This is a genomic window from Aliirhizobium sp. YIM B11859, from assembly GCF_057163345.1.
Genome location: NZ_JBXHAY010000005.1, coordinates 162,939 through 184,631, shown reverse-complemented (window position 1 = coordinate 184,631; position 21,693 = coordinate 162,939). Strand labels below are relative to the sequence as shown.

Annotated in this window: 24 protein-coding genes; 8 read left to right on the top strand and 16 right to left on the bottom strand. The window is 59.9% G+C overall.

Going from position 1 to position 21,693, the window contains the following annotated elements:
- Positions 1 to 81: 81 nt before the first annotated feature.
- A complete protein-coding gene (locus AC2GXZ_RS20330; protein WP_483761024.1) occupies positions 82 to 1,305 on the bottom strand; it encodes a GNAT family N-acetyltransferase in 1,224 nt (407 codons plus the stop codon).
- A gap of 110 nt (positions 1,306 to 1,415) precedes the next feature.
- Entirely contained in the window at positions 1,416 to 1,628 is a 213-nt protein-coding gene (locus AC2GXZ_RS20325; protein WP_483761023.1) for a DUF2842 domain-containing protein, read from the bottom strand.
- 199 nt (positions 1,629 to 1,827) lie between these two features.
- Here AC2GXZ_RS20325 and AC2GXZ_RS20320 point away from each other — a divergent pair, with 199 nt between their 5' ends.
- The gene (locus tag AC2GXZ_RS20320) at positions 1,828 to 2,925 is read left to right on the top strand and encodes a COX15/CtaA family protein (protein ID WP_483761022.1); all 1,098 of its coding nucleotides are present in this window, start codon (positions 1,828 to 1,830) and stop codon (positions 2,923 to 2,925) included.
- Positions 2,926 to 2,966: 41 nt separating this feature from the next.
- Here the strand turns inward: AC2GXZ_RS20320 and argC are convergent, their stop codons facing one another.
- The 5 genes from argC to rplM form a co-directional block, all read right to left on the bottom strand.
- Positions 2,967 to 3,899, bottom strand: coding sequence for an N-acetyl-gamma-glutamyl-phosphate reductase (gene argC / locus AC2GXZ_RS20315; protein WP_483761021.1), 933 nt, complete (start codon positions 3,897 to 3,899; stop codon positions 2,967 to 2,969).
- Positions 3,900 to 3,972: 73 nt separating this feature from the next.
- A complete protein-coding gene (gene speB / locus AC2GXZ_RS20310) occupies positions 3,973 to 4,935 on the bottom strand; it encodes an agmatinase (protein WP_483761020.1) in 963 nt (320 codons plus the stop codon).
- 8 nt (positions 4,936 to 4,943) lie between these two features.
- Positions 4,944 to 5,291, bottom strand: a complete 348-nt coding sequence (locus tag AC2GXZ_RS20305; protein ID WP_483761019.1) for an antibiotic biosynthesis monooxygenase family protein — start codon at positions 5,289 to 5,291, stop codon at positions 4,944 to 4,946.
- Positions 5,292 to 5,438: 147 nt separating this feature from the next.
- Positions 5,439 to 5,906, bottom strand: coding sequence for a 30S ribosomal protein S9 (gene rpsI / locus AC2GXZ_RS20300; RefSeq protein WP_483761018.1), 468 nt, complete (start codon positions 5,904 to 5,906; stop codon positions 5,439 to 5,441).
- Between the two features lie 2 nt (positions 5,907 to 5,908).
- Entirely contained in the window at positions 5,909 to 6,373 is a 465-nt protein-coding gene (gene rplM / locus AC2GXZ_RS20295) for a 50S ribosomal protein L13 (RefSeq protein ID WP_483761017.1), read from the bottom strand.
- A gap of 546 nt (positions 6,374 to 6,919) precedes the next feature.
- Between rplM and AC2GXZ_RS20290 the strand changes: the two genes are divergently transcribed.
- Positions 6,920 to 7,348, top strand: a complete 429-nt coding sequence (locus tag AC2GXZ_RS20290; RefSeq protein WP_483761016.1) for a CoA-binding protein — start codon at positions 6,920 to 6,922, stop codon at positions 7,346 to 7,348.
- A gap of 17 nt (positions 7,349 to 7,365) precedes the next feature.
- Here the strand turns inward: AC2GXZ_RS20290 and AC2GXZ_RS20285 are convergent, their stop codons facing one another.
- Entirely contained in the window at positions 7,366 to 7,794 is a 429-nt protein-coding gene (locus AC2GXZ_RS20285; protein WP_483761015.1) for a DUF6455 family protein, read from the bottom strand.
- Positions 7,795 to 7,917: 123 nt separating this feature from the next.
- Here AC2GXZ_RS20285 and AC2GXZ_RS20280 point away from each other — a divergent pair, with 123 nt between their 5' ends.
- A complete protein-coding gene (locus AC2GXZ_RS20280; RefSeq protein WP_483761014.1) occupies positions 7,918 to 9,204 on the top strand; it encodes an O-acetylhomoserine aminocarboxypropyltransferase in 1,287 nt (428 codons plus the stop codon).
- Between the two features lie 50 nt (positions 9,205 to 9,254).
- Here the strand turns inward: AC2GXZ_RS20280 and AC2GXZ_RS20275 are convergent, their stop codons facing one another.
- Both AC2GXZ_RS20275 and bdcA read right to left on the bottom strand, forming a co-directional pair.
- Complete coding sequence (locus AC2GXZ_RS20275) at positions 9,255 to 10,838, bottom strand: TerC family protein (RefSeq protein WP_483761241.1); 1,584 nt, start codon at positions 10,836 to 10,838, stop codon at positions 9,255 to 9,257.
- 359 nt (positions 10,839 to 11,197) lie between these two features.
- Positions 11,198 to 11,911, bottom strand: a complete 714-nt coding sequence (gene bdcA, locus AC2GXZ_RS20270; RefSeq protein WP_483761013.1) for an SDR family oxidoreductase — start codon at positions 11,909 to 11,911, stop codon at positions 11,198 to 11,200.
- 97 nt (positions 11,912 to 12,008) lie between these two features.
- On the opposite strand from bdcA, the gene AC2GXZ_RS20265 reads away from it, so the two are divergent.
- The 3 genes from AC2GXZ_RS20265 to AC2GXZ_RS20255 all read left to right on the top strand — a co-directional run bounded on the left by AC2GXZ_RS20265 (position 12,009) and on the right by AC2GXZ_RS20255 (position 13,312).
- Positions 12,009 to 12,608: a TetR/AcrR family transcriptional regulator gene (locus AC2GXZ_RS20265; RefSeq protein WP_483761012.1), complete on the top strand. Its 600-nt coding sequence runs from the start codon at positions 12,009 to 12,011 to the stop codon at positions 12,606 to 12,608.
- The gene (locus AC2GXZ_RS20260; RefSeq protein WP_483761011.1) at positions 12,608 to 12,961 is read left to right on the top strand and encodes a cupin domain-containing protein; all 354 of its coding nucleotides are present in this window, start codon (positions 12,608 to 12,610) and stop codon (positions 12,959 to 12,961) included. The genes AC2GXZ_RS20265 and AC2GXZ_RS20260 overlap by 1 nt, the downstream gene beginning before the upstream one ends.
- A 111-nt stretch (positions 12,962 to 13,072) precedes the next feature.
- Complete coding sequence (locus AC2GXZ_RS20255) at positions 13,073 to 13,312, top strand: hypothetical protein (protein WP_483761010.1); 240 nt, start codon at positions 13,073 to 13,075, stop codon at positions 13,310 to 13,312.
- Between the two features lie 6 nt (positions 13,313 to 13,318).
- Here the strand turns inward: AC2GXZ_RS20255 and AC2GXZ_RS20250 are convergent, their stop codons facing one another.
- On the bottom strand, positions 13,319 to 13,813 hold the full coding sequence (locus tag AC2GXZ_RS20250) for a MarR family winged helix-turn-helix transcriptional regulator (RefSeq protein WP_483761009.1): 495 nt from the start codon (positions 13,811 to 13,813) through the stop codon (positions 13,319 to 13,321).
- A 166-nt stretch (positions 13,814 to 13,979) separates the two neighbouring features.
- On the opposite strand from AC2GXZ_RS20250, the gene AC2GXZ_RS20245 reads away from it, so the two are divergent.
- Positions 13,980 to 14,777, top strand: a complete 798-nt coding sequence (locus tag AC2GXZ_RS20245) for an SDR family NAD(P)-dependent oxidoreductase (RefSeq protein WP_483761008.1) — start codon at positions 13,980 to 13,982, stop codon at positions 14,775 to 14,777.
- On the opposite strand, the gene AC2GXZ_RS20240 is transcribed toward AC2GXZ_RS20245, so the two are convergent.
- The 5 genes from AC2GXZ_RS20240 to AC2GXZ_RS20220 all read right to left on the bottom strand — a co-directional run bounded on the left by AC2GXZ_RS20240 (position 14,774) and on the right by AC2GXZ_RS20220 (position 20,444).
- A complete protein-coding gene (locus tag AC2GXZ_RS20240) occupies positions 14,774 to 15,487 on the bottom strand; it encodes an LrgB family protein (protein WP_483761007.1) in 714 nt (237 codons plus the stop codon). The genes AC2GXZ_RS20245 and AC2GXZ_RS20240 overlap by 4 nt on opposite strands.
- Positions 15,474 to 15,824 (bottom strand): CidA/LrgA family protein, encoded by a 351-nt coding sequence (locus AC2GXZ_RS20235; RefSeq protein ID WP_483761240.1) that lies wholly within the window; start codon positions 15,822 to 15,824, stop codon positions 15,474 to 15,476. Before AC2GXZ_RS20235 ends, AC2GXZ_RS20240 begins: the two co-directional genes overlap by 14 nt.
- A gap of 202 nt (positions 15,825 to 16,026) precedes the next feature.
- Positions 16,027 to 17,292 (bottom strand): cytochrome P450, encoded by a 1,266-nt coding sequence (locus AC2GXZ_RS20230; RefSeq protein WP_483761006.1) that lies wholly within the window; start codon positions 17,290 to 17,292, stop codon positions 16,027 to 16,029.
- Between the two features lie 70 nt (positions 17,293 to 17,362).
- Positions 17,363 to 19,117, bottom strand: a complete 1,755-nt coding sequence (ggt, locus tag AC2GXZ_RS20225) for a gamma-glutamyltransferase (protein WP_483761005.1) — start codon at positions 19,115 to 19,117, stop codon at positions 17,363 to 17,365.
- A gap of 79 nt (positions 19,118 to 19,196) precedes the next feature.
- Positions 19,197 to 20,444, bottom strand: a complete 1,248-nt coding sequence (locus AC2GXZ_RS20220) for a GGDEF domain-containing protein (protein WP_483761004.1) — start codon at positions 20,442 to 20,444, stop codon at positions 19,197 to 19,199.
- Between the two features lie 381 nt (positions 20,445 to 20,825).
- Between AC2GXZ_RS20220 and clpP the strand changes: the two genes are divergently transcribed.
- Positions 20,826 to 21,458, top strand: a complete 633-nt coding sequence (gene clpP / locus AC2GXZ_RS20215) for an ATP-dependent Clp endopeptidase proteolytic subunit ClpP (protein WP_483761003.1) — start codon at positions 20,826 to 20,828, stop codon at positions 21,456 to 21,458.
- Positions 21,459 to 21,693: the final 235 nt, after the last annotated feature.

Sequence of the window (21,693 nt, the reverse complement as noted above, 5' to 3'; positions counted from 1 at the left end):
GGTTCGCGTCCTGAATTTCCGTCAAAACGGCCAGGATCGTTTCATCGTTCTGGTGAAAACATAAAATGATCTCGGTTTGCTTCAGTCCTTCTCGCCGCCGTGACGGGAGCGCCATCGCTGCGCCATCGCATAAAGCCGATGGTTGCGCTTGATGATGGTTTTTGCCGTGGTCGTGATGCGGTGCTGCACGGCAAGCAACGAGCCCTTCAGACTGACCGGCAGCAGGATATCGTGCTGTACCGTCTCCTGGCTGCACCAGCTGCGTTTGTAGGGCTGGTCCCCTATGCCGAAGTCGAACAGGTTGGCGCCCGACTTGATGCTGTGTTCGACCACAAGCCAGAACAGAAGTTCGCCGGGGCTGGCATCCGACGCGATGCTTTCGTCGATCGAGCTGAACTGGCAAAGCACGTGGCCGCCCTTGCGGGATAGTCCGGTAATGGCGGCGATATGGCCGTCATGCTCGCCCTTGAGACGGATGGCATGCATGGTGAGCGGTTTGTCCGTCCCCCGTGCCGGCGCGTCGAGTAGCCGGTGCAGGAAGCGGCGTGTGGCGGGCGGAGAAAAGACGTCCGGCAGTCCGAATGCCTTAAGTCGCATGCCTTTCTGGGCAAAAAAGCGATCGAGAAGATCGTGCTGTTCCGCACTGCTCTCGGCGATCACATAGTCGAAGCCGCCTATGGCCTCCATCCGGCGAACCTGAGCACGAAACTTCTTGCGCCGCGACTTGGCGTTCACCTGCGCAAGCGTCGCCTCCATCGTCCCGAGCAGCGGCAGCTGGAACGAATGGTTCTGGTTTTCGATGGAGCCGAGGCCGGAGAGCGGATGACTGACGCCTTTCCATTTAAGTGGCACCCCGTCGACGACGACAAGGTCTGCTATACCATGAAGGGCGTGCGTGATTTCGCTCTTGAAACGTGCGAGTTCGTCCGCATCCGGTGCGGCAAGCTGTTCGTCGAACAGGCCGGTATTGATATTGTTAAACCGTCCGCCGGGAGGCCGGGCAACACGGCCAAAACGCTCGGCTGTGATCTCGAGCGGCAGAATGAAGACCGTGCGTTGTCCGACCGACCCGATGACCGCGATCATCTCGGCTTCATGCGCTTGCATCCAGGCCCGGACCCAGTCGAGCCCCTGATTGAGCGAGTTCCATTCGCGCTGTTCAAGACGGCGCCATTCCGTTTCTATGGAGGAAATATCGCGCACCAGGGTGAGGTCCAGCGCGCCGAACCGCTGGATAGCCGCATCGGCCCGCTCGGGCGCAGCCGCGGGACATCCAGCTTCTTTCTGATTTGCCGCTGATGTCATCGATCATCCGTGTCGTTGGACGACATGTTAGGATGAGACGACGAACAATGCGTTTATGCTGCCACCCCAAGAAAGTGGGAAGTATTGCGTCTGGTTAACCGCGAATGAAACTATCGCTTGGGCCGCGGCCCGGCCATCCATTTGATGATCAGCATCGCCGGCAGGATCCACAACAGGCCCGACAGGAGGAAATAAAGGAAATGGATCCACCAGGGCGCGGTGGCGAGTGTCAGCGTCGCGATCGTCGTAGCGGCGAGCGCATAGGTGATCACCAGGACGATGATAAGGATCGTACCGACAAAGCTTCTTAAACGCGGAACCATCAGCGTGCCTCCCGAACACTTGATGCCGCGACTGCATGCCGCGCGACACTGGGACTTGTTTTGCATGGGGGCTTGGGGCAAATCAACGCCGAAGAGGATCATGCCACGCCCCTGCGTCGCCTTGTCCCAAGAATGACGGACCGATGAACACCCCGATAGCGGTCCGAACGAACAGCCATGAATGGCAGGAGCCTTCATCATGTCGGCAACAGACACGATCATCATCGAAGCCACGTCCTTAACCGGGCGCATCGGCCGGAACCGCAAGGCGGTCCGCATCTGGCTTGGCGTCGTCATCTTCACGCTCTTCTGTCTTGTTCTGGTCGGTGGCGCCACACGGCTTACCGACAGCGGCCTGTCGATTACCGAATGGAAGCCGATCCACGGTGTCATTCCGCCTCTCAATGCCGCCGAATGGCAGGAAGAGTTCGAGCTTTACCAGCGCATTCCGCAGTTTCAGCTGCTCAACAGCCATATGACAGTCGACGATTTCAAGTCGATCTTCTGGTGGGAATGGGCGCATCGTTTCCTCGCCCGTTCGATCGGCATGATCTTCGCCCTGCCGCTCGCCTTTTTCTGGCTGACCGGCCGGATTGAGAAGCGCCTGCGCTGGCCGCTCGTCGGTGTGCTGGCACTCGGCGGTTTTCAGGGTTTCATCGGCTGGTGGATGGTCTCGTCGGGCCTCACCAAGCTTACCAGCGTGTCGCAATATCGCCTTGCGACCCATCTGGTCACCGCCTGTCTGATCTTTTCCGCCTGCATGTGGATCATGCGCGGTCTGGCCCCCCATCGCAGCGACCGTGCTCCGACCAGTCTGTCGAAATGGGCAGCCGGTGGCATAGCCTTCCTGGTGCTTTTCCAGATCTATCTCGGTGCGCTGGTCGCCGGTCTCGATGCGGGATTAAGCTACAATACATGGCCGATGATGGACGGCGCGCTGGTTCCCGGCGACCTCTTTGTCCAGAACCCGTGGTGGATCAATCTTTTCGAAAATCCGAAGACGGTGCAGTTCGTCCATCGTTGCGGCGCCTATTTGCTCTGGACCGCAACCTTCCTGCATATGATTATCTCGCTCTCAAGGGCGCCTGGCTCCACCCATGCACGTCGTGCGATTTTGCTGTTCATCCTTGTCAGCTTGCAGGCAGCGATCGGCATTTCGACGCTTGTCATGCAGGTGCCGCTTGACTTGGCGCTGACCCATCAGGGCATGGCACTGATCGTCCTCGGCTTTGCCATTGCGCATTTCCGCGGCTTCTTCTGCGAATATCCTGTCGAAACGAAAACGGCGGGGCGCTAAGCGCACCGCCGGATCAAATCACGAGTGGGAGCCTGTCGTCATCAGGCCGACAGCATCAGGTCCATGTTCTGCACGGCGGCACCCGAAGCGCCCTTGCCGAGATTGTCGAGCAGCGCCACGAGATTCACATGCGCGCCGCCCGGTGTGCCGAACACGAAGAGCTTCATCGTGTCGGTATTGACCAACTCTTCCGCATCGACGCGTGAAAGCTTGGCGCTTTCTTCAAGCGGCACGACGGTGACAATTTTCTGGCCGGCATAATGCGCGACGAGGCTCGCATGGATGCTGTCGATCGTCGCGCCGTCCTTCAGGTCGTCGAGGAACAGCGGCACCTGCACGATCATGCCCTGGGCGAAGCGGCCGACCGACGGAGAAAAGAGCGGCGCCCGGTCGAGCAGGCCGTGGGTCTTCATCTCCGGCACATGCTTGTGCTTGAGCGGCAGTCCGTAGACGAAGTTGTTGGCGCTGATCGCGTCGTCGCGGGACTGATCTTCCATCTGGCCGATCATCTGCTTGCCGCCGCCGGTATAACCGGAGACCGCATTGACCGAGACCGGATAACCGTCCGGCAGGATGCCCGCGGCACGCAGCGGCCGGATCAGGCCGATGGCGCCGGTCGGATAGCAGCCCGGATTGGCAACATGGCGGGCAGACTTGATCTTGTCGCCCTGTGCCTTGTCCATCTCGGCAAAGCCATAGGCCCAGTCGGGCGCAATTCTGTAGGCGGTCGAAGTGTCGATGATCCGCACGCTGTTATTGCCCGACAACATCGATACGGCCTCGCGCGAAGCCTCGTCCGGCAGGCAGAGTATGGCGATATCGGCGCTGTTGAGCAGCTCTTCCCGCATCGCGGCGTTGCGGCGCTCCGCTTCCGGGATCGACAGCAGCTCGACGTCGCGGCGGCCGGCCATGCGGGTGCGGATCTGCAAGCCCGTAGTACCGTGTTCGCCATCGATGAAGATCTTTGCTGTCATTGCCTTTTTCCTGTAAAATCAGTGCCTTGGATGTGTGGCCGGAATCAATGTAGCAGCCACTTGAATCAGTTTTTTAACGGGCCGCATTTTCGCGTGCCAAACGCTCGGCCTTGAGCCCGAGCATATACATCGCAACGGTTGCCCCGGCAATGGCGGTGATATCCGCATGGTCATAGGCAGGAGCCACCTCCACCACGTCGGCTCCGCGGATGTCGAGCGTGCCGAGTTTGCGCAACACCGACAGGATCTTGGCGCTGGACGGCCCACCGGCCACCGGCGTGCCTGTGCCGGGCGCATAGGCCGGGTCGAGGCAATCGATGTCGAAGGTGAGGTAGACCGGACGGTCGCCGACATGGGCGAGGACCGCATCTGCGATCGCTTGGGCACTCATATCTTCGACCTCGTAGCCATGCAGGATCCGGATGCCGAAATCTTCCGGTGCATGGGTTCGGATGCCGATCTGGATCGAATGCGCCGCGTCGATGACGCCTTCACGCACCGCACGGGCGACGAAGGAGCCGTGGTCGATCCGCTCGCCATCATCGTCCCAGGTATCCTGATGGGCATCGAAATGGACGAGGGCCAGCGGTCCATGCCGGTCGGCATGGGCCTTGAGAAGCGGCCATGTGACGAAATGATCGCCACCGAGAGACAGAAGGAAAGCGCCGGATGTGATGATCTTCGTGGCCTCAGCCTCGATCAGGCCCGGCGTCTTCTGGTGATTGCCGTAATCGAGCAGCACGTCGCCATGGTCGACCACTGCCATCGCCTCGAACAGGTCGCGGTCGAAGGGATATTGCGGATCGTTGTCGAAGATCGCCGAGGCGCGGCGGATTGCCTGTGGCCCGAAACGGGCGCCCGGCCGGTTGGAGACGGCAGCATCGAAGGGTATGCCCAGCACGACCGCATCGGCGCCTGCTACATCCTTGGAATAGGGCCGTCGCATGAAGGAGAGGGCACCCGCATAGGTCGGGTCGGTCGCCGCGCCACGGAGGGATTTTGCGGTAAAGGCGTTGTCGATCGATTTGCTCGCCATTCAGTGTCCTATCTGTCGAACCCGTAAGCCCGTTCCACCCGCGCAATGCGCACCTGATAATCTTCGTACCAGCGTTCACGTCCGAGTTTCTGCGCGGCGGCATGCGAAACGACGGCTTTCCAGGCGCGAATGCTGTCCTCGTCCTTCCAATAGGAATTGGTTATGCCGAAGCCGTCAATGCCACGCGCGCTTTCGACGCCGAGAAATCCGGGTTGCTGGCCGGCTAGCTCGACCATCGCGTCGGCCATGCTGCCATAGCCGTTCTCGCCCTCGGTGCGACAGGAGGAAAAGGCGACGACATAATATGGCGGCTCCGGCAGGTGGGCGAAGTATGATGCAGTTGGCAGGCTCGACATGGTTGGGGCTCTCTTTTGACGAGGTTATATCGCCGTGTCCTGCAACGCCACTTGATGCGCAAATTCCAAATCGTGATGAATGGTCTTCAAAACGAAAAAAGGCGGAGCCGAAGCTCCGCCTTTCGAAATGCATAAATCCAGCAGCGATTAACGCTTGGAGAACTGGAAGGAACGGCGAGCCTTGGCCTTACCGTACTTCTTACGCTCGACAACACGGCTGTCGCGGGTCAGGAAGCCACCCTTCTTGAGCACGGCGCGCAGGCCCGGCTCGAAGTAGGTCAGCGCCTTGGAAACGCCGTGACGAACGGCACCGGCCTGACCGGACAGACCACCACCGGTAACGGTGGCGATGATGTCGAACTGGCCGCTGCGGGCTGCAGCAACCAGCGGCTGCTGCAGGATCATCTGCAGAACCGGACGGGCGAAATACGTCGTGAAGTCACGGCCGTTGATGATGATCTTGCCGGAGCCCGGCTTGACCCATACGCGGGCAATGGCGTTCTTGCGCTTGCCGGTTGCGTAGGAACGACCCTGCGCATCGACCTTGCGGACGTGAACCGGTGCTGCCTGGCTTTCAACCGGAGCGAGGTCCTTCAAAGAGGAAAGATCGGCCATTATCAGGCGCTCCTTGTGTTCTTGCTGTTCAGCGAAGCCACGTCGAGGGCGACCGGCTGCTGTGCTTCATGAGGATGGTTCGAGCCGGCGTAAACGCGCAGGTTCTTCATCTGGCGACGGCCGAGCGGGCCGCGGGGAACCATGCGCTCGATTGCCTTTTCAAGAACGCGCTCCGGGAAGCGGCCTTCGATGATGGCGCGTGCGGTGCGTTCCTTGATGCCACCCGGGTAACCGGTGTGCCAGTAATACTTCTTGTCGGTGTACTTCTTGCCGGTCAAGACGCACTTTTCCGCATTGATGATGATGACATTGTCACCGTCGTCAACGTGCGGGGTGTAGGTGGCCTTGTGCTTGCCGCGCAGGCGGTTGGCAACGAGAGTGGCGAGGCGGCCGACAACGAGCCCTTCGGCGTCGATGATCACCCACTTCTTCTCCACCTCTGCAGGCTTCTGAACGAAGGTAGACATGGTTTTCTCTTTCATTGGACCCTTGAACGGCCAGTAACCGGCTGTCAGGGCGTTTCTTGTTGCTTGGATTGGCTGTCTTGTGGACGCCAAAAAGAAAGCGGGCCGATGAAGGTCCGCGATCTGGGCCGGCTTATAACGCGGCGTGCCGGGAGGGTCAATATCGGGGAATTGGGCATCTTGAAAATAAAGAAAGCAAAATCAATGAGTTACACATGTGGTAATTTAATACCACAATTTTGTTGGTGAACTTGCTTTCGTCTTGCCTCGAAAACGGGTGGATGTCGGCATTGGGGGCATGCCAGGAGGGCGCCTCCCTTATTAGTAATCTCTCATTAAATTATAAGCTGAAGCTAATATGGCCGGGAACAAAGCTGGAATGTTCCAGAAACAAAAGAGGCAGCTATGCATTTTTTGGACCTGCCTTGAAAGAGGCGACGATTTGAAGCGCTGCATTAACGCTGTTGCACATGGCGATCAGGCCTCGCCTTGCCTACATACCGCTCACGGCAGATGAATGATCGACAAAGATGCCGTGGGAGCGAAACGATGAACCACGACCGTTACCAGGACGATTATATTGCCGGCATCCTGACCAACACCAGAACGATTGCCCTTCTGGGCGCTTCGCCCAAGCCCGACAGACCGAGTTATGGCGTGATGCGTTTTCTTCTGTCACTCGGTTATACTGTTTATCCGGTCAATCCGGGGCAGGCGGGCAGGGAAATTCTCGGCCAGAAGACGTATGCGACACTGGCCGACATCCCTGCACCGATCGATATGGTGGATGTCTTCCGGGCACCTGAATATCTCGACGCGGTCGTCGACGAAGCGCTTGCTCTGGAGCCGCGCCCCGGCGTGATCTGGGCGCAGCTTGGTGTGCGTGACGACAAAGCGGCCGCAAAGGCCGAGGCGGCGGGTCTTGAGGTCGTGATGAACCGCTGCCCCGCCATCGAATATCCGCGCCTCGTCGGCTGATAAGTCAACGGAGGGCGTCAGCCGTGCAACAGGTCGGGATCGGCGCGCATCGCATTGAGGTTTGACGCATTGCCGCAATATCCGGAGAACTCGCGGCCTGCGACGCGCGCCTCAAGGTCATTGCGACAACGCGTTTTCGATTGGCATTTCGTACAGGTAAGCTGCATTTCCCGAAACAGGGCAGGATGCAGCACGGCGACGTCGCTTTGTTCGAGATTGAGCGCCCGCATCATCTCGATCATTTCATCTGCCGCGTGCGGACCTGCCTTGACGAGTTGCAGCAGGTCATCCGGAGCAATCGCGCAGTCCTTGGAAATCTGCTGGATCGTCTCCTCATCCAGCATGGCGATTTCCTCGGCTTCCGCTGCCGCCGACCACGCTTCCGCGCACCACGTCAGAAAGCGTCGCGACATGCTCGTGTGATCCTCGTATGCCATCCTTCCCATGACGTCCTCCTTTGTTTCCCAAAGGATGTCCTTTTGCGCAACGATATTCCTTGATCCCCGTCAACGTCCGCGCTTTGCTGTCGGAACGTCAAAAACAACGCATATTTTGGGAGGTTAATCGCCATGTCGCCATTCAATCCCGGCTTTTCCACGCTGGCCGTTCATGCCGGAGCCGCGCCCGATCCAACGACAGGGGCAAGGGTCACGCCGATCTACCAGACTACGTCATTCGTCTTCAACGACACCGATCATGCTGCAGCGCTTTTCGGCCTTAAGGAATTCGGCAATATCTACACGCGGATCATGAACCCGACCCAGGCGGTGCTCGAGGAAAGGGTGGCAGCGCTGGAAGGCGGCACGGCCGCGCTCGCCGTCGCCTCCGGCCATGCAGCCCAGATGCTGATCTTCCATACGATCATGCAGCCCGGTGCCAATTTTGTCGCCGCGAAACGGCTTTACGGTGGTTCGATCAACCAGTTCGGTCATGCATTCAAGAATTTCGACTGGCATGTGCGCTGGGCCGATACCGACGATCCGGCAAGCTTCGAAGAGGCGATCGATGGCGAGACACGGGCGATCTTCATCGAAAGCCTTGCCAATCCGGGCGGCACATTCGTCGATATCTCGGCGATCGCCGATATCGCCCATCGTCATGGGCTGCCGCTGATCGTCGACAATACCATGGCGAGCCCGTATCTGCTGCGGCCGCTGGAGCATGGAGCCGATATCATCGTCCACTCGTTGACGAAATTCCTCGGCGGCCACGGCAATTCGATGGGCGGTATCCTGGTCGATGGTGGCACGTTCGATTGGTCGAAATCCGGCAAATATCCCATGATGTCGGAGCCACGGCCCGAATATGCCGGTGTCGTGCTGCATGAAACCTTCGGCAATATCGCCTTTGCGATTGCGGCGCGCGTGCTCGGACTGCGCGATCTCGGCCCGGCGATTTCGCCCTTCAACGCCTTCATGATCCTGACCGGCATCGAGACCCTGCCGCTGAGGATGCAGAAACATTGCGACAATGCGCTTTCCGTCGCCAAATGGCTGAAACGGCATCCGAAGGTCGCCTGGGTCAATTATGCCGGATTGGAGGGGGACCCCAATAATCTGCTGCAGCAGCATTATTCGCCCAGGGGGGCAGGGGCTGTCTTCACCTTCGGCATCGAGGGTGGTTTCGAAGCGGGTAAGAGCCTTGTCGAGGGGCTGCAGCTTTTCTCGCATCTCGCCAATATCGGCGATACCCGTTCTCTGGTCATCCACCCGGCTTCCACGACGCATCGCCAGCTCACCGAAGAGCAGCTGGTGGCCGCCGGCGCCGGCCCGGACGTGGTTCGCCTTTCGATCGGCATCGAGGATGCCGCCGATATCATTGCTGATCTAGAACAGGCCTTGTCGAAGGTCAGTTGAAAAAAACGAAAGAGGCGCCGACCAAGATCGGCGCCTCTGACTGCCTGCTGTCAGGCCTGCATGTTGCTAAGCTCTTTTGCCATCGACGCGGTGGTGCGGATGCGCACCTTGTCGATATTGCGGCCGTCGAGCGCCACGACTTCATAGGTGAGTTCGCCGAAACTGACCGTCTCGCCCTGTTCGGGCAGATGCCCGAGCCGCCACAGGATCAAGCCCGCTAGCGTCGAATAACGATCGGCATCGTCGACGAGATCAACATCCAGCAGCCTCGATGCCTGGCGGATATCGATCCAGCCATCGACGAGCAGGGAACCGTCCGCTTCGCGTTCGACGGTCAGCTGTTCCTCGTCGTCATCGGCAAAATCGCCGGCGATCGCTTCCAGCAGGTCGGTGGCCGTGACCATGCCTTCAACGGAGCCGTATTCGTCAAGCACAATCGCCACCTGCAGCGGCGACTGGCGCAGTTGTTCGAGCAGGCGCAGCGCATTGACGCTTTCATGCACGACGAGCGGTTGGCGCAACGACCGTTCGAAGTCGATCTTGCCGGTCTCGATCAAGTCGCGCAGCAGGTCCTTGGCCAGCGCCACGCCCAGGAATTCGTCGAGGCTTCCGCGGGCAATCGGGAAGCGGGAATGCCCCGAACCCAATACCTTCTGACGCAATTCCTCGTCGCTGTCCTCGATATCCAGCCAGTCGATTTCGAGCCGGTGCGTCATCACCGATTTGGCCGGGCGCTCGGCAAGCGTCAGAACGCTTTCGATCATCTCGTGTTCGACCGGTGTAAAGAGCTCGTTTTCGGACACCCGTTCGGCGATGACATCGCCGGTTTCGCCGAGCGTGTTCTCACCGCGACGACTGCCCAGCAGCGAAAGCACGGCGCTTGCCGTGCGTTCGCGCAGGTCGCCTGTCGACATGAAACGCTCGCGGTTGCGGCGGCCGACCTGATTGAACGCCTCGATCAGGACCGAGAAACCGATCGCGGCATAGAGATAGCCCTTCGGGATATGGAACCCCAGGCCTTCGACGATCAGCGAGAAGCCGATCATCATCAGGAAGCCGAGGCAGAGGATGACGACGGTCGGGTGTTTCGAGACGAACGCCATCAGGGGGCGCGATGCAAGCAGCATGATGCCGACCGCGACGATCACGGCGATCATCATGACAGACAGATGCGGCACCATGCCGACGGCGGTGATCACGCTGTCGAGCGAGAATACGGCATCAAGCACGACGATCTGCACCAGAACCTGCCAGAACACGGCATGTTCTATCTTGCCTTCCTTGTGGCCGGCGTGACCTTCGAGCCGTTCGTGCAATTCCATCGTGCCCTTGAACAGAAGGAACACGCCGCCGAACAGCAGGATCAGGTCGCGACCGGAAATCTCGATACCGATCACGGTGAACAGCGGCGCTGTCAGCGTCACGATCCAGGCGACCGATGCAAGCAGCACAAGGCGCATGATGAGCGCGAGGCCGAGACCGACCAGCCGGGCTTTCTCCCGTTGGTGTTCAGGCAGTTTGTCGGCAAGAATCGCGATGAATACGAGATTGTCGATGCCGAGAACGATTTCAAGAATGATGAGGGTGGCGAGACCCGCCCATGCAGCGGGGTCGGACATCCATTCGAATATCATGATGATCAGCGGCCTGCCGTCTCTGGAGGCCATTCCTTCTGTGATTGAAAGGGAAAACAAAAAATGCCGCCCCAGGACGGGGACGGCAGCAAACGGAATACAGGTGCGATGGCGCAATCAGGCGTCCCCGGCTTATGGCGGGGCGCGGTCATCTCTCGACCATGAAGGAAGAACGTCCGGTTCGTGATCCGCGTGGAAATAGAAAAACGCGCCGAGCCGGACACACGCAATCGGGTGTCCATGGGCACAAACTATATCGATCTGGTCACGAAATACATCCTGTCGCGTGTAAATTTTTTACGACAGGGCATCTGGCCGCAACAATGCGGCCAGATCTGTTGATGCGGCAGGGAACTGTTTCAGGCACCCATGCCGCCGTCGATCGTATGCATGGCGCCGGTGATGAAGCCGCCTTCAGGGCCGGCGAGATAGGCGGCAAGGCCGGAAATTTCATCCGGCCGGCCGTGGCGCTTCAGCGCCATGAAGCCGTGCATCGTATCCTTCATCGGGCCGTCGGCCGGGTTCATGTCGGTGTCGATCGGGCCGGGCTGGATGACGTTGACGGTGATGTTGCGCGGGCCGAAATCGCGGGCAAGACCGCGTGCCATTCCCTGTACGGCAGATTTCGTCAGCGCATAGGCAGCACCTCCGGCAAACGGCATGCGGTCGCCGTTGACCGAGCCGATGATGATGATCCGGCCACCTTCGGGCATCTGACGCGCTGCTTCGACGGCGGCGTGATACGGGGCGCGGACGTTGATATCGATCATCCGGTCGACGGCATCAGGATCGGTCTCCAGCGGGTCGCCAAGGACCAGCGTGCCGGCATTGACGACCAGTATATCCAGCGGGCCGGCGGCCCTTACCGTTGCGATCGTCTGCGAGCGATCTCCTGCATCCGATTTTACCGCTTCTGCGCCGGTCTGCGCGGCAAGCGCTTCGGCAGCTTCCTTCGAGCCGGCATAGGTGAATGTCACCTTGGCGCCGTCGCCGGCGAAACGTTTGACGATTGCAGCACCGATGCCGCGGCTTCCGCCGATCACCAGAGCTGTCTTGCCATGAAAGTCAGTCATTGCATGTCTCCATCGGGACGTTCGATTGAACGGGTTGGTAATTAATGTAATGCATGCTACATAAATACTGGAATGACAATCGTCAATGGATTTTGTAATGGTCGCTACAAAAAAATCGGGATTGCGTGGCCGGCCACGTGCCTTTGATGTCGAGGAGGCTCTCGGCATCGCCCAGCAGCTGTTTCGCGAGCGGGGATATGACGCCCTGAGCATCGCCGACCTGACGCAGGCGATCGGCATCAACCCCCCGAGCTTCTATTCGGCCTTCGGCAGCAAGTCGGCGCTCTACGGCAAGGTCCTGCAGCGTTACGCGGAATTGGAAGGGATCGATATTGAAGGGGCATTGGCTGAAAGCGTGCCGCTTGCTGAAGGCGTGGCGCGGCTCCTGTCCCAGGCTGCCGATCGATACGGTGCCGGCAATGCGACCGGTTGCATGGTGATCGAGGGCGCGCGCGGTGGCGTCGATCCAGAGGCGGGTCGGCAGGCGCGCAGGCTTCTGGAGACAACCCATCAGATGATCTACACCGGCGTCAGCCATCATGCGCCTGCGATGGCCGAAATGATGACGGATTACCTGATGGCGACGCTTTCCGGACTGTCGGCAAGCGCTCGAAATGGCTTGCCTGCCGACCGGCTGTCGCGCATAGCCGATATTGCCGCACGCCAGCTCGTGCATGAAATTGAGGAGACCCGCTAATGGCCGCTGCCCCGACCTTCACCACCTTCGATCTCTCGACGGTTAAGCCGGAAGAGGGGGCGCCGTCTCCCGATCGCATCATCGCCGGCAGTCCCGAATTCCGCACCTGGAATGTCGAGGAGGCCGATGGCGGGATCTATGCCGGTATATGGGAGGCAACGCCCGGCACATGGCGGATCTCTTATGACGAATGGGAATATTTCCACATTCTCGAGGGGTATTCGATCGTCACGGAGGAGGGCGGTGATCCTGTGCACCTTCGCCCCGGGGACCGGATGATCCTGCGACCCGGCTTCAACGGAATCTGGCAAGTCGTTGAAACGACTCGCAAGGATTACGTGATCCGGCTCTAGATTTTAAGTCACCGTCATCCGCGGCGATCTGGGGAAAGCTTTTGTCGGGGGTGTCGATCGGCATCCGGTCGGGCTACATGCAGCTGGTATTGAAACAACCCGGATGCCGAAATGCGAATTGCAAGACTTCTCCTGACCATCGTGGTCGCCCTGACTGTCGTCGTTGGTTTCCGCTGGTACCGTTATATCGGCAATACCGACAGCCCCTATGACGAGGTCGGGATCGAGATCAACAGCCGCCTTCCGGCGCCGCTTCGCCAATTCGGTTGCGACAAGCTGCATGACACGTTCGGCAATGTCTTGCCGCCTTACGGCTGCCAGGCCGGTGCCGACGGCCGTAGCTGGCTGTAATGCCCGTCAGGCTTCCAAGGACGGCTGTCCGTCGCCCTTTCCGTCGGCCGCCGCATAGGCCTCGGCAAATTCGTCCGATGCGATAAAGGCCATCGTCCGGCGAAGCTCGGCCGATTTTTCCGCGCCGAGAACCAGGTCAAACCGTCGTTGCGCCTCATGCCAGCTGGCGACGAGCTCGGCCTGCCGCCGGCTGCCGGCCTCCGTCAGCCGCACGCGCTTTGCGCGGCGGTCCTTCTCGTCGGGGACGAGTTCCACCAGGCCGTGGCGGATCAACGGCTTCAGCGTATGGCCGAGCGCCGACAGATCCATCACCATCGCATCTGCCAGCGTCTTCTGGGTCGGCTCTTGAAGGAAGCTGATCTGCGTCAGCAATGAAAACTGCGTGCCGCGCAGGTCGGTCAACCCCATCGCATCGGCATAAAGCTGCGTGAGCTGACGGGACGCCCGGCGCACGGAACTGCTGCTGCAATGCATCCAGATATCGTTTCTGATTTTCTCCATGGTCCCATCATCCCTGACCTCGCCGGTCACGGCAACGCTTCAAGCTGCCAGAAATCCAGGCGCCCGCATAAAAAATGCGGCTGCCACTTGCGCAGTCAAAATCTGTCCTCAAATATAGTGGCATATACCAGTAAATTCCAGCCATCATCGAAACAGGAGATTTCTCATGACATCCGGACTTGGAACCGCTCTCGTAACCGGCGCCTCTTCGGGCATCGGTGCCACCTATGCCGATCGACTTGCCCGCCGCGGATACGATCTGATCCTGGTGGCACGTGACGCTGCAAGACTTGCCGAGCTGGCCGGCAAACTGGCGGCGGCCCATGGCGTAAAGGCCGATATCCTGCCGGCGGACCTTGCCGACCGGGCCGGCATCTCGACGGTGGAGCAACGGCTGCGGCAGGATGGCGGGATCACGCTTTTCGTCAACAATGCCGGCATTGGCCCGAGCGGCTCCCTGCTTGAAAGCGATCTCGATTATCTCGACAGGATGGTGGATCTCAACGTGGTAGCCGCCAATCGGCTTGGCGTTGCAGCAGCCCAGATCTTTGCCGCGAAGGGGCAGGGGGCGATCATCAACACAGCATCCGTCGTGGCACTGGCGCCGCAATGGTTCAACGGCACTTATGTCGCGACAAAAGCCTTCGTGCTGGCCTTGACCGAGGCGCTGTCGAGCGAGCTGGCCGGCAAGGGCGTCAAGCTTCAGGCTGTCCTGCCGGGCCTGACCCGCACCGAGATCTTCGATCGGGTCGGGCGATCCTTTGACGATCTCGATCAGGACAAGGTGATGGATGTCGGTGATATGGTCGATGCGGCACTTGCAGGCTTCGATCAGGGCGAACTGGTGACCATCCCGTCATTGGCGGATAAGGCACTCTATGATGCCTATGCCGTAGCACGCGGTGCGCTCGGTCCGCATCTGTCGCTGAACAGGCCGGCTGCAAGATACGGTGTCAGCCACTAACGGAGAATATGGGCAAGCAGCGGCGCCGCGAGCACGTTGACGAGGCCGACCAGAACCATGACCAGGCCGGCGACCGAGCCCTCTTCGGCGCCGATCTGGTTGGCTTTCGCCACGCCGGCGCCGTGGGCACCCATGCCGAACAGCGCGCCGCGTGCCAGCGACGACTTGAGCGGCAGGATGCGCAACAGGTTTTCTCCCATGGCGGCACCCAGAACGCCGGTGATCACCACGAACAGGGCGGTAAGATCCGGCACGCCGCCGATATTCTGCGAAATCGCCATGGCAAACGGCGTGCTGATCGAACGCGGCACGAGGCTGAGACGCAACGCACCGTCGATGGACAGAAGGCTTGCCAGTGCCCAGGCCGTGACCATCGCCGTGCCGCTGCCGACGATGATGCCGAACAGCAGCACCGGCCAGTAACGCATGATCATTGCCCGCTGCTCGTAGATCGGAATGGCGAAGGCGACGGTCACCGGTCCGAGGATGACCATCAGCCAGCGGGTGGCGCCGATATATTCGCTGTATGTCGTGTGCAGCGACAGCGCGAGCGCCGCAAGCAGAACCGGTGTCAGAACAAGCGGTGAAGACCAGAGTGCCGGCCAGCGCCGATAGGTCCGCTTGGAAAGAAGGTAGATTGCAATCGTTGCGACCGACCAGAAGATCGTGATGGCGACCGTCTCAAGCGAAGGGGGCTCAAGAGAGGGCATGCCGGCTCTCCAGGCGCAGCATCAATCGGTAACCGAGATCGACGGCCAGCGCCGTCATGCACATGACCATCAATGTACCGGCGACGATAACGGCAAGCACCTTCAGGCCCATCAGGCCGAAAAATTCGGAATGGTCGAGGACCGCAAGCACGGCCGGCACGAAGAACAACAGCATGTCGGCGAGCAGCAGATAGGCGCCGCGCCGCATTGTCGACAGACGGATCGTCCCGGTCACCAACAGATAGAGAAGACCGAACAGGCCAAGCACGCTACCGGGAACCGGCAGCCCGGTGCTGCGCGAAACGACTTCGCCCGCAAGCCACAGCAGCACAATCATCGCCACCTGCGCGAGGCGACTGCGATGCAGGCTTTTCTGCAGGAGAATGGAGGCTTTGCGCTTGGTCACGGAGGAATACCTATTCTGCAATCCTCCCTGCGCCGTACTATAAGGTACTGGTTCCTCTAAACAATTAAACAGATTGCATGAGAGCCATGTGTTTTCGATGTGGCGAACTGTCACCACTGCAAGGCGAAAGCCGTTACCAGGCCAGATCGAGCCGCTCCAGCCCGTGGAAATGATAGACATCCTTGACCACTGGTGTGGCTTGCAGCCGCAAGCCGGGCAGGCGGCGAAACAGGATCGGCAGGACCGTGTTCAGTTCCAGTCGCGCGAGCGGTGCACCGATGCAGAAATGGATGCCGGCGCCGAAGGAAAGATTCTGTGCCTCCTTGCGCTCCGGCTTGAAGCGGAGCGGATCGGAAAATGTCTTCGGATCGAGGTTGGCAGCGGCAAGGATAAGGCTCACCTTGTCGCCGCGCCTGAGTGAAACCCCGTCGATCTCCACATCCTCGAGCGCAAAACGCTGGAAGATATGCACCGGCGCGCAGATCCTCAGCGTTTCCTCGACCGTCCGTTCGGTCGTCGCCTCGTCGCTGAAAAGCGCCGCGGGTGGCAGCCCGCTTTCAAGGATCACGCGCACCGAATTGCCGATCTGGTGAACGGTCGCCTCATGCCCGGCATTCAGAAGTACGATCGTGGTCGACACCAGTTCATCGTCCGTGAGGTGCTGGCCGCGTCCTCCATCAACAGACTTTCGTTCAGTATGGATCATGTGACTGAGCAGGTCTTCGGTCGGGGTCTTGCGGCGCTCTTTAATCAGCGTCTTCACATAGTCGGCGAATTCCCTGGCCGCCCGGTCGGCTGCATATTCGTCTTCCCGGGAGCGCTTGAACATATACATGCTGACATAGGCGTGGCTCCACTTCAGCAGTTGCGGCCCCATCTCGTCGGGAATGCCGATCATCCTGGCGATCATCGTCACCGGGATGACGTCGGCAAAGGCGGAGAGCAGCTCGGTGCTGCCGTCGCGTTCGAAGCGGTCGATCAGGCGCTCCGCCAGATCGGCAATCTCCGGCCTGAGCTTTTCGATATGACGCGAGACAAAGGCCCGGTTGACGAGGGTCCGAAGCCGCGTGTGTTCGGGCGGCTCTATTTCGAGCAGCGAATGCCGCTCGGCAAGGTCGAAATTGGCAAGATGGGCTTGCGGCTCCGGCAGGCCGAGTTCGTCGCGGCTCGCCACATGCAGGATCTGCCGCCCGAACAGTCGATCACGCAACAGTCCGTTGACGTGGTCGTAGCCGGTGAAGAACCACTGCCTCTGCTCCTCCCAGTAGAAGGTCGGACAATGCGCATGCAAAAGCGCATAGACACGGTTCGGATCGCTGTAAAAGGCCGGATTGCGGCCATCGAGCGAAACGCGGCGGGTCTGCGGATCGATGCGGAGAAAATCAGGCAGAGATGTCATCTCCGATGCGTAGCGCAAACCTTCGGCGCTGCGCAATCGCGATTGAAGGCCAAGTCCTAAGGATTGCCCGTCACTCGCCGATCGCGATACCCTCGCGGCGCGGGTCGGCACTGCCGGAAATCCTGCCGTCCTTGATCTCGATTGCGTGCAGGCCCGAATTCATCTCCGTTGCCTTGACCTCATAACCCAAGGCCTTGAGCGGTTCGGCGAATGTCTCGGCACTGGTGCCGGCTTCCAGATCGTAAGTGCCGAAGCGGTTGATCAGATGCGGCTGCGCGACGACCTTTTCGATCGGCATGCCCCAGTCGATATAGGCAATCAGCGCCTGCGCCACATAACCGATGATCTGGCTACCGCCGGGTGAACCGATGGCGAGAAGCGGTTTGCCGTCCTTCATCACGATCGTCGGTGACATTGACGAGCGCGGTCGTTTGCCCGGTTCCACCCGGTTGGCGATAGCCAGGCCGCCATCATGCGTCTTGAAAGAAAAATCGGTCAGCTCGTTATTGAGCAGGAAGCCGTGGGTCATCAGCCGCGAGCCGAAACCGTTTTCGATCGTCGTTGTCATCGACACGACATTGCCTTCCCGGTCGACGATGACGAAGTGACTTGTAGACGGTAGTTCGATCGCCGCATCACGGCCGAACAGCAGCGCGTGATCCCATTGCGGTTCGCCCGCCTTGACCGCATCCTTGGCAAGCGCCTTGTCGCCGTCGAGAAGTTTTACCCGCTCGCCGAGATAGGTTTTGTCGAGAAGACCACCGATCGGCAAAGGCAGGAAATCGGTGTCGGCGACATAGCGTTCGCGGTCGGCAAACGCGAGCCGCTGCGCATCTCCGATGATCCGCCAGCTCTCGACATTCTCCGGTCCGAGACCCTTGAGGTCGAAATTTTCCGTCATGCCGAGCATCTGGCCGATCGCAATGCCGCCCGAGGACGGCGGCCCCATTCCGCAGACGTCGAGCGCGCGATAGGTGAAGCAGACCGGTTCGCGCTCCTTGATGTGATAGGTGGCAAGATCGGTTTGCGACAACACGCCGGGATTTCCTTTGGCGCTGCGCACGGTCTTGACGATGTCTTCGGCCATCGGGCCGCGATAGAAGGCGTCGGCGCCGCCGGTGGCGATCGCCTCGAGCGTTTCCGCATAGGCGAGGTTCTTTAAGATCGTGCCGGCCTTAATGGGGGCGCCGGACGGATCGAAGAAATAATCGCGTGTGCCCTCGTAGCGTTTCAGCTTGTCGCCTTCCGCAGCAACGAGCGAGGCAAGGCGAGGAGATACCTCAAAACCATCCCGGGCAAGCCTGGCGGCAGGTTTCAAAAGCATCGGCCAGTTTTCACGGCCATAACGTTTCTGCACGTCCTCCATCAGCCGCACCGTCCCCGGCGTGCCGACCGAGCGTCCGCCGACCACGGCGTCCATGAATTTCAACGGTTGGCCGGCATCGTCGAGGAAGAGCTTCGGCGTTGCTTCCATCGGCGCAGTCTCGCGCGCGTCGAATGTCGTCAGCCGCTTCGATGACGCGTCGTAATAAACCAGGAAGGCGCCGCCGCCGAGGCCTGAACTTTGGGGTTCGACAAGACCCAGAACCGCCTGTATCGCGACCATCGCGTCGATTGCGTTGCCGCCGGCGGCAAGCACGTCACGGCCCGCCTGCGCGGCCAATGGGTTGGCCGCGGCGACCATGAAATCCTTGGCTTCCACGCGTTTGGCGCCGGCAATGCCTGTTGCTCGTTCCGGAGCGACGGTATCCGAGGCCTGCTGCGCCATCACCGGAGAGACCGACAGGAGACCGATCACGACGGCCCCGTAAATTCGCTTCGCCATGTCCATCCTCCGCGCCTGGTGTCGGATGGATTTGGGTGGTTCATCAGCCGAAGGCAATAGGCGGCATTGACTTGTTCGGCTATTTGCCGATCGCGACGATCCGCCTGAGGGCTGCGACCTGCTGTGTCATGCTCGCCTGCGCGGGCGGTTGATCCCCGTCTGCATGGTCTATGGCGGGGACGATCGATACGTCATTCTCGGTGCCGATCGCAGTGCGGTCGCGGCCGCTCGTCTTGGCAACGTAAAGTGCCCGGTCCGCCGTGCTGAGAAGAGGATCGAGGTTTGCCAAGCGGATCTCCGCAAGCGCGATGCCGATGCTGACGGTGACGGGGATCTTGTGTTCTCCGACGGTGATCGGCTGATGTTTCAGCGTCGTCCTGATCGCTTCGGCGACGCTTGCAGCCTCGATCATGTTGGCCACATGCATGATCGAGGCGAATTCTTCGCCGCCCATGCGGCCGAACGATCCGCGCCCGCGCTGGGCGGCAGCGCCTATCCTGGCAAAGGCGACCAGAACCTCGTCGCCGGCCTGATGACCGTAAAGGTCGTTGATCTGTTTAAACCCGTCGAGGTCGAGATGGATCAGCGCAAGCAATCCTGTGTCTGCGGAATGGGTGCGCTTGAGCCTATGGAATTCTTCGATCAGCCCGCGGCGATTGAGCAGGTTGGTCAAAGGGTCGGTGACGGCAAGCAGTTTCAGCTTGGCTTCATTGCGTTCGTTGATGAGTTTTGCGCCGGTCATGATCGCGGCCATGAAGCAGAATGCGGCAACCAGCAGCAGCCAGATGGAACTCGTGCCGGCGCCGAAGGATTGCGGCTGGGCAATCAGGGCGTAGATCGCCACGATCGTGCTGGACAGGACCTGTATGCCGACGAAAAGGGCAAACAAGCGGCGGGTCTGCGATCTGCCATTATCACCCCAGAGCGCAGCAGCAATCAGCATCAGGTAACCGATCGAAGCGGAACCGTGATAAAGCGCGACGCGGTAGGCGAAATTGCCGCGCACCGGATCGAGGATCATGCCGGCGACGAAGATCAGCGCGGGGATGGCAATGAAGGCCTCAACGCGCCGCCTGTCGAATTGCAGCATGCCGGCAATCCACAGGCCGATACCGGCAAGCGTCATCACATTGGCGATTTCGATCGAGATGAAGTCGGGCAGAGTGCCGCGCAGCGCCACCATCCCGACGCCGACGCCGTGGAACAGGAACCCGATGCCCCAGGTCAGGTGGAACGGTTGCCGCTCATAAAACCAGCGCGACAGCAAGAGTACGCCAAGCGTGCTGGCCTCTGCTGCCCAGATCATGAAACCGGTTACGATATCCAACGCAATACTCCCCGCCGACCCTCGGCATGGCCTTGCTTGTAAAGGGAAAAGTTTAAAGCGTCGTTTGCGTCCTATTGCCGGTTCGTCCCTCCAGATGACCTCAGTGGTCGTATTTGCCGTGGAGATTTACTCCCGCTTTACCTTGCCGGCCAATAAAAGCGGGTGCATCGGCCTGGCGTCATTGAGCCGGCGCCATTTATTCGCGACAGCGCAGATGCGGTCAGTTTCGCGCATCCCCTGGGGTTTAAGGATTTCGAGTTAAGGATATCGGGCTCTCCGTCTTGAAGTACCGGGCATTGACACTCTATGTAGGGATTGACCAATTCCAATGATTCCGGAGCGGCATGCTCGCTTCGGCAAGGCATTTGACAAAGGACGGACATGAGAAATCCAGTTGATACCGCAATGGCCCTGGTGCCAATGGTCGTCGAACAGACCAATCGCGGTGAACGCTCCTACGATATCTATTCGCGCCTGTTGAAGGAGCGCATCATTTTCCTCACCGGTCCGGTGGAAGATCACATGGCGTCGCTCGTCTGCGCCCAGCTTCTCTTCCTCGAAGCGGAGAACCCGAAGAAGGAAATCGCCCTCTACATCAATTCGCCGGGTGGCGTCGTCACCGCCGGCATGGCGATCTACGATACGATGCAGTTCATCCGGCCGGCCGTTTCGACGCTCTGCATCGGTCAGGCTGCCTCGATGGGATCGCTTCTGCTCGCCGCCGGCGAAAAGGGAATGCGTTTTGCCACGCCGAATGCCCGCATCATGGTGCATCAGCCTTCGGGCGGTTTCCAGGGCCAGGCATCCGATATCGAGCGTCATGCTCGCGACATCCTCAAGATGAAGCGCCGCCTGAACGAAGTCTACGTGAAGCATACCGGTCGCACCCTCGAGGAAGTCGAAAAGACGCTTGATCGTGACCACTTCATGGTTGCCGACGAGGCCCAGGAATGGGGTGTCATCGACAAGATCCTGACCACGCGTCAGGAACTCGAAGGCGGCTCCGAGGGCTGATCGGGTTGTAGCCTTTCGGTAACTGTCACCCCGTTGTGAGCAAAAAGGGGTTTCAAGTCGGCCGGAAAGCGCTATTAGTAACTATTAATGCTGTGTTGAACTTTTATGACATAGCATTCGTTTCTGAGGGTTTCGTTGCCGCCGGTCATGTATGACCGGTAGAGTACCCTCGAAGCAGGGCAGGCACGTGAAGCCCGTCGGTGTCACGTGCCGGCAGCGGTTGAGTGGACTGCGC

Excerpts from the sequence above, each read along its gene's own strand:
- AC2GXZ_RS20330 (WP_483761024.1), bottom strand. The coding sequence starts at position 1,305 with ATGACATCAGCGGCAAATCAGAAAGAAGCTGGATGTCCCGCGGCTGCG.
- AC2GXZ_RS20290 (WP_483761016.1), top strand. The coding sequence starts at position 6,920 with ATGAACCACGACCGTTACCAGGACGATTATATTGCCGGCATCCTGACC.
- AC2GXZ_RS20230 (WP_483761006.1), bottom strand. The coding sequence starts at position 17,292 with ATGACATCTCTGCCTGATTTTCTCCGCATCGATCCGCAGACCCGCCGC.
- AC2GXZ_RS20250 (WP_483761009.1), bottom strand. The coding sequence starts at position 13,813 with ATGGAGAAAATCAGAAACGATATCTGGATGCATTGCAGCAGCAGTTCC.
- AC2GXZ_RS20235 (WP_483761240.1), bottom strand. The coding sequence starts at position 15,824 with ATGATTGTGCTGCTGTGGCTTGCGGGCGAAGTCGTTTCGCGCAGCACC.
- ggt (WP_483761005.1), bottom strand. The coding sequence starts at position 19,117 with ATGGCGAAGCGAATTTACGGGGCCGTCGTGATCGGTCTCCTGTCGGTC.
- AC2GXZ_RS20240 (WP_483761007.1), bottom strand. The coding sequence starts at position 15,487 with ATGCCCTCTCTTGAGCCCCCTTCGCTTGAGACGGTCGCCATCACGATC.
- AC2GXZ_RS20320 (WP_483761022.1), top strand. The coding sequence starts at position 1,828 with ATGTCGGCAACAGACACGATCATCATCGAAGCCACGTCCTTAACCGGG.
- AC2GXZ_RS20325 (WP_483761023.1), bottom strand. The coding sequence starts at position 1,628 with ATGGTTCCGCGTTTAAGAAGCTTTGTCGGTACGATCCTTATCATCGTC.
- rpsI (WP_483761018.1), bottom strand. The coding sequence starts at position 5,906 with ATGGCCGATCTTTCCTCTTTGAAGGACCTCGCTCCGGTTGAAAGCCAG.
- AC2GXZ_RS20305 (WP_483761019.1), bottom strand. The coding sequence starts at position 5,291 with ATGTCGAGCCTGCCAACTGCATCATACTTCGCCCACCTGCCGGAGCCG.
- AC2GXZ_RS20285 (WP_483761015.1), bottom strand. The coding sequence starts at position 7,794 with ATGGGAAGGATGGCATACGAGGATCACACGAGCATGTCGCGACGCTTT.
- AC2GXZ_RS20275 (WP_483761241.1), bottom strand. The coding sequence starts at position 10,838 with ATGATATTCGAATGGATGTCCGACCCCGCTGCATGGGCGGGTCTCGCC.
- AC2GXZ_RS20265 (WP_483761012.1), top strand. The coding sequence starts at position 12,009 with ATGGTCGCTACAAAAAAATCGGGATTGCGTGGCCGGCCACGTGCCTTT.
- AC2GXZ_RS20245 (WP_483761008.1), top strand. The coding sequence starts at position 13,980 with ATGACATCCGGACTTGGAACCGCTCTCGTAACCGGCGCCTCTTCGGGC.
- argC (WP_483761021.1), bottom strand. The coding sequence starts at position 3,899 with ATGACAGCAAAGATCTTCATCGATGGCGAACACGGTACTACGGGCTTG.
- rplM (WP_483761017.1), bottom strand. The coding sequence starts at position 6,373 with ATGTCTACCTTCGTTCAGAAGCCTGCAGAGGTGGAGAAGAAGTGGGTG.
- AC2GXZ_RS20255 (WP_483761010.1), top strand. The coding sequence starts at position 13,073 with ATGCGAATTGCAAGACTTCTCCTGACCATCGTGGTCGCCCTGACTGTC.
- clpP (WP_483761003.1), top strand. The coding sequence starts at position 20,826 with ATGAGAAATCCAGTTGATACCGCAATGGCCCTGGTGCCAATGGTCGTC.
- speB (WP_483761020.1), bottom strand. The coding sequence starts at position 4,935 with ATGGCGAGCAAATCGATCGACAACGCCTTTACCGCAAAATCCCTCCGT.
- bdcA (WP_483761013.1), bottom strand. The coding sequence starts at position 11,911 with ATGACTGACTTTCATGGCAAGACAGCTCTGGTGATCGGCGGAAGCCGC.
- AC2GXZ_RS20280 (WP_483761014.1), top strand. The coding sequence starts at position 7,918 with ATGTCGCCATTCAATCCCGGCTTTTCCACGCTGGCCGTTCATGCCGGA.
- AC2GXZ_RS20260 (WP_483761011.1), top strand. The coding sequence starts at position 12,608 with ATGGCCGCTGCCCCGACCTTCACCACCTTCGATCTCTCGACGGTTAAG.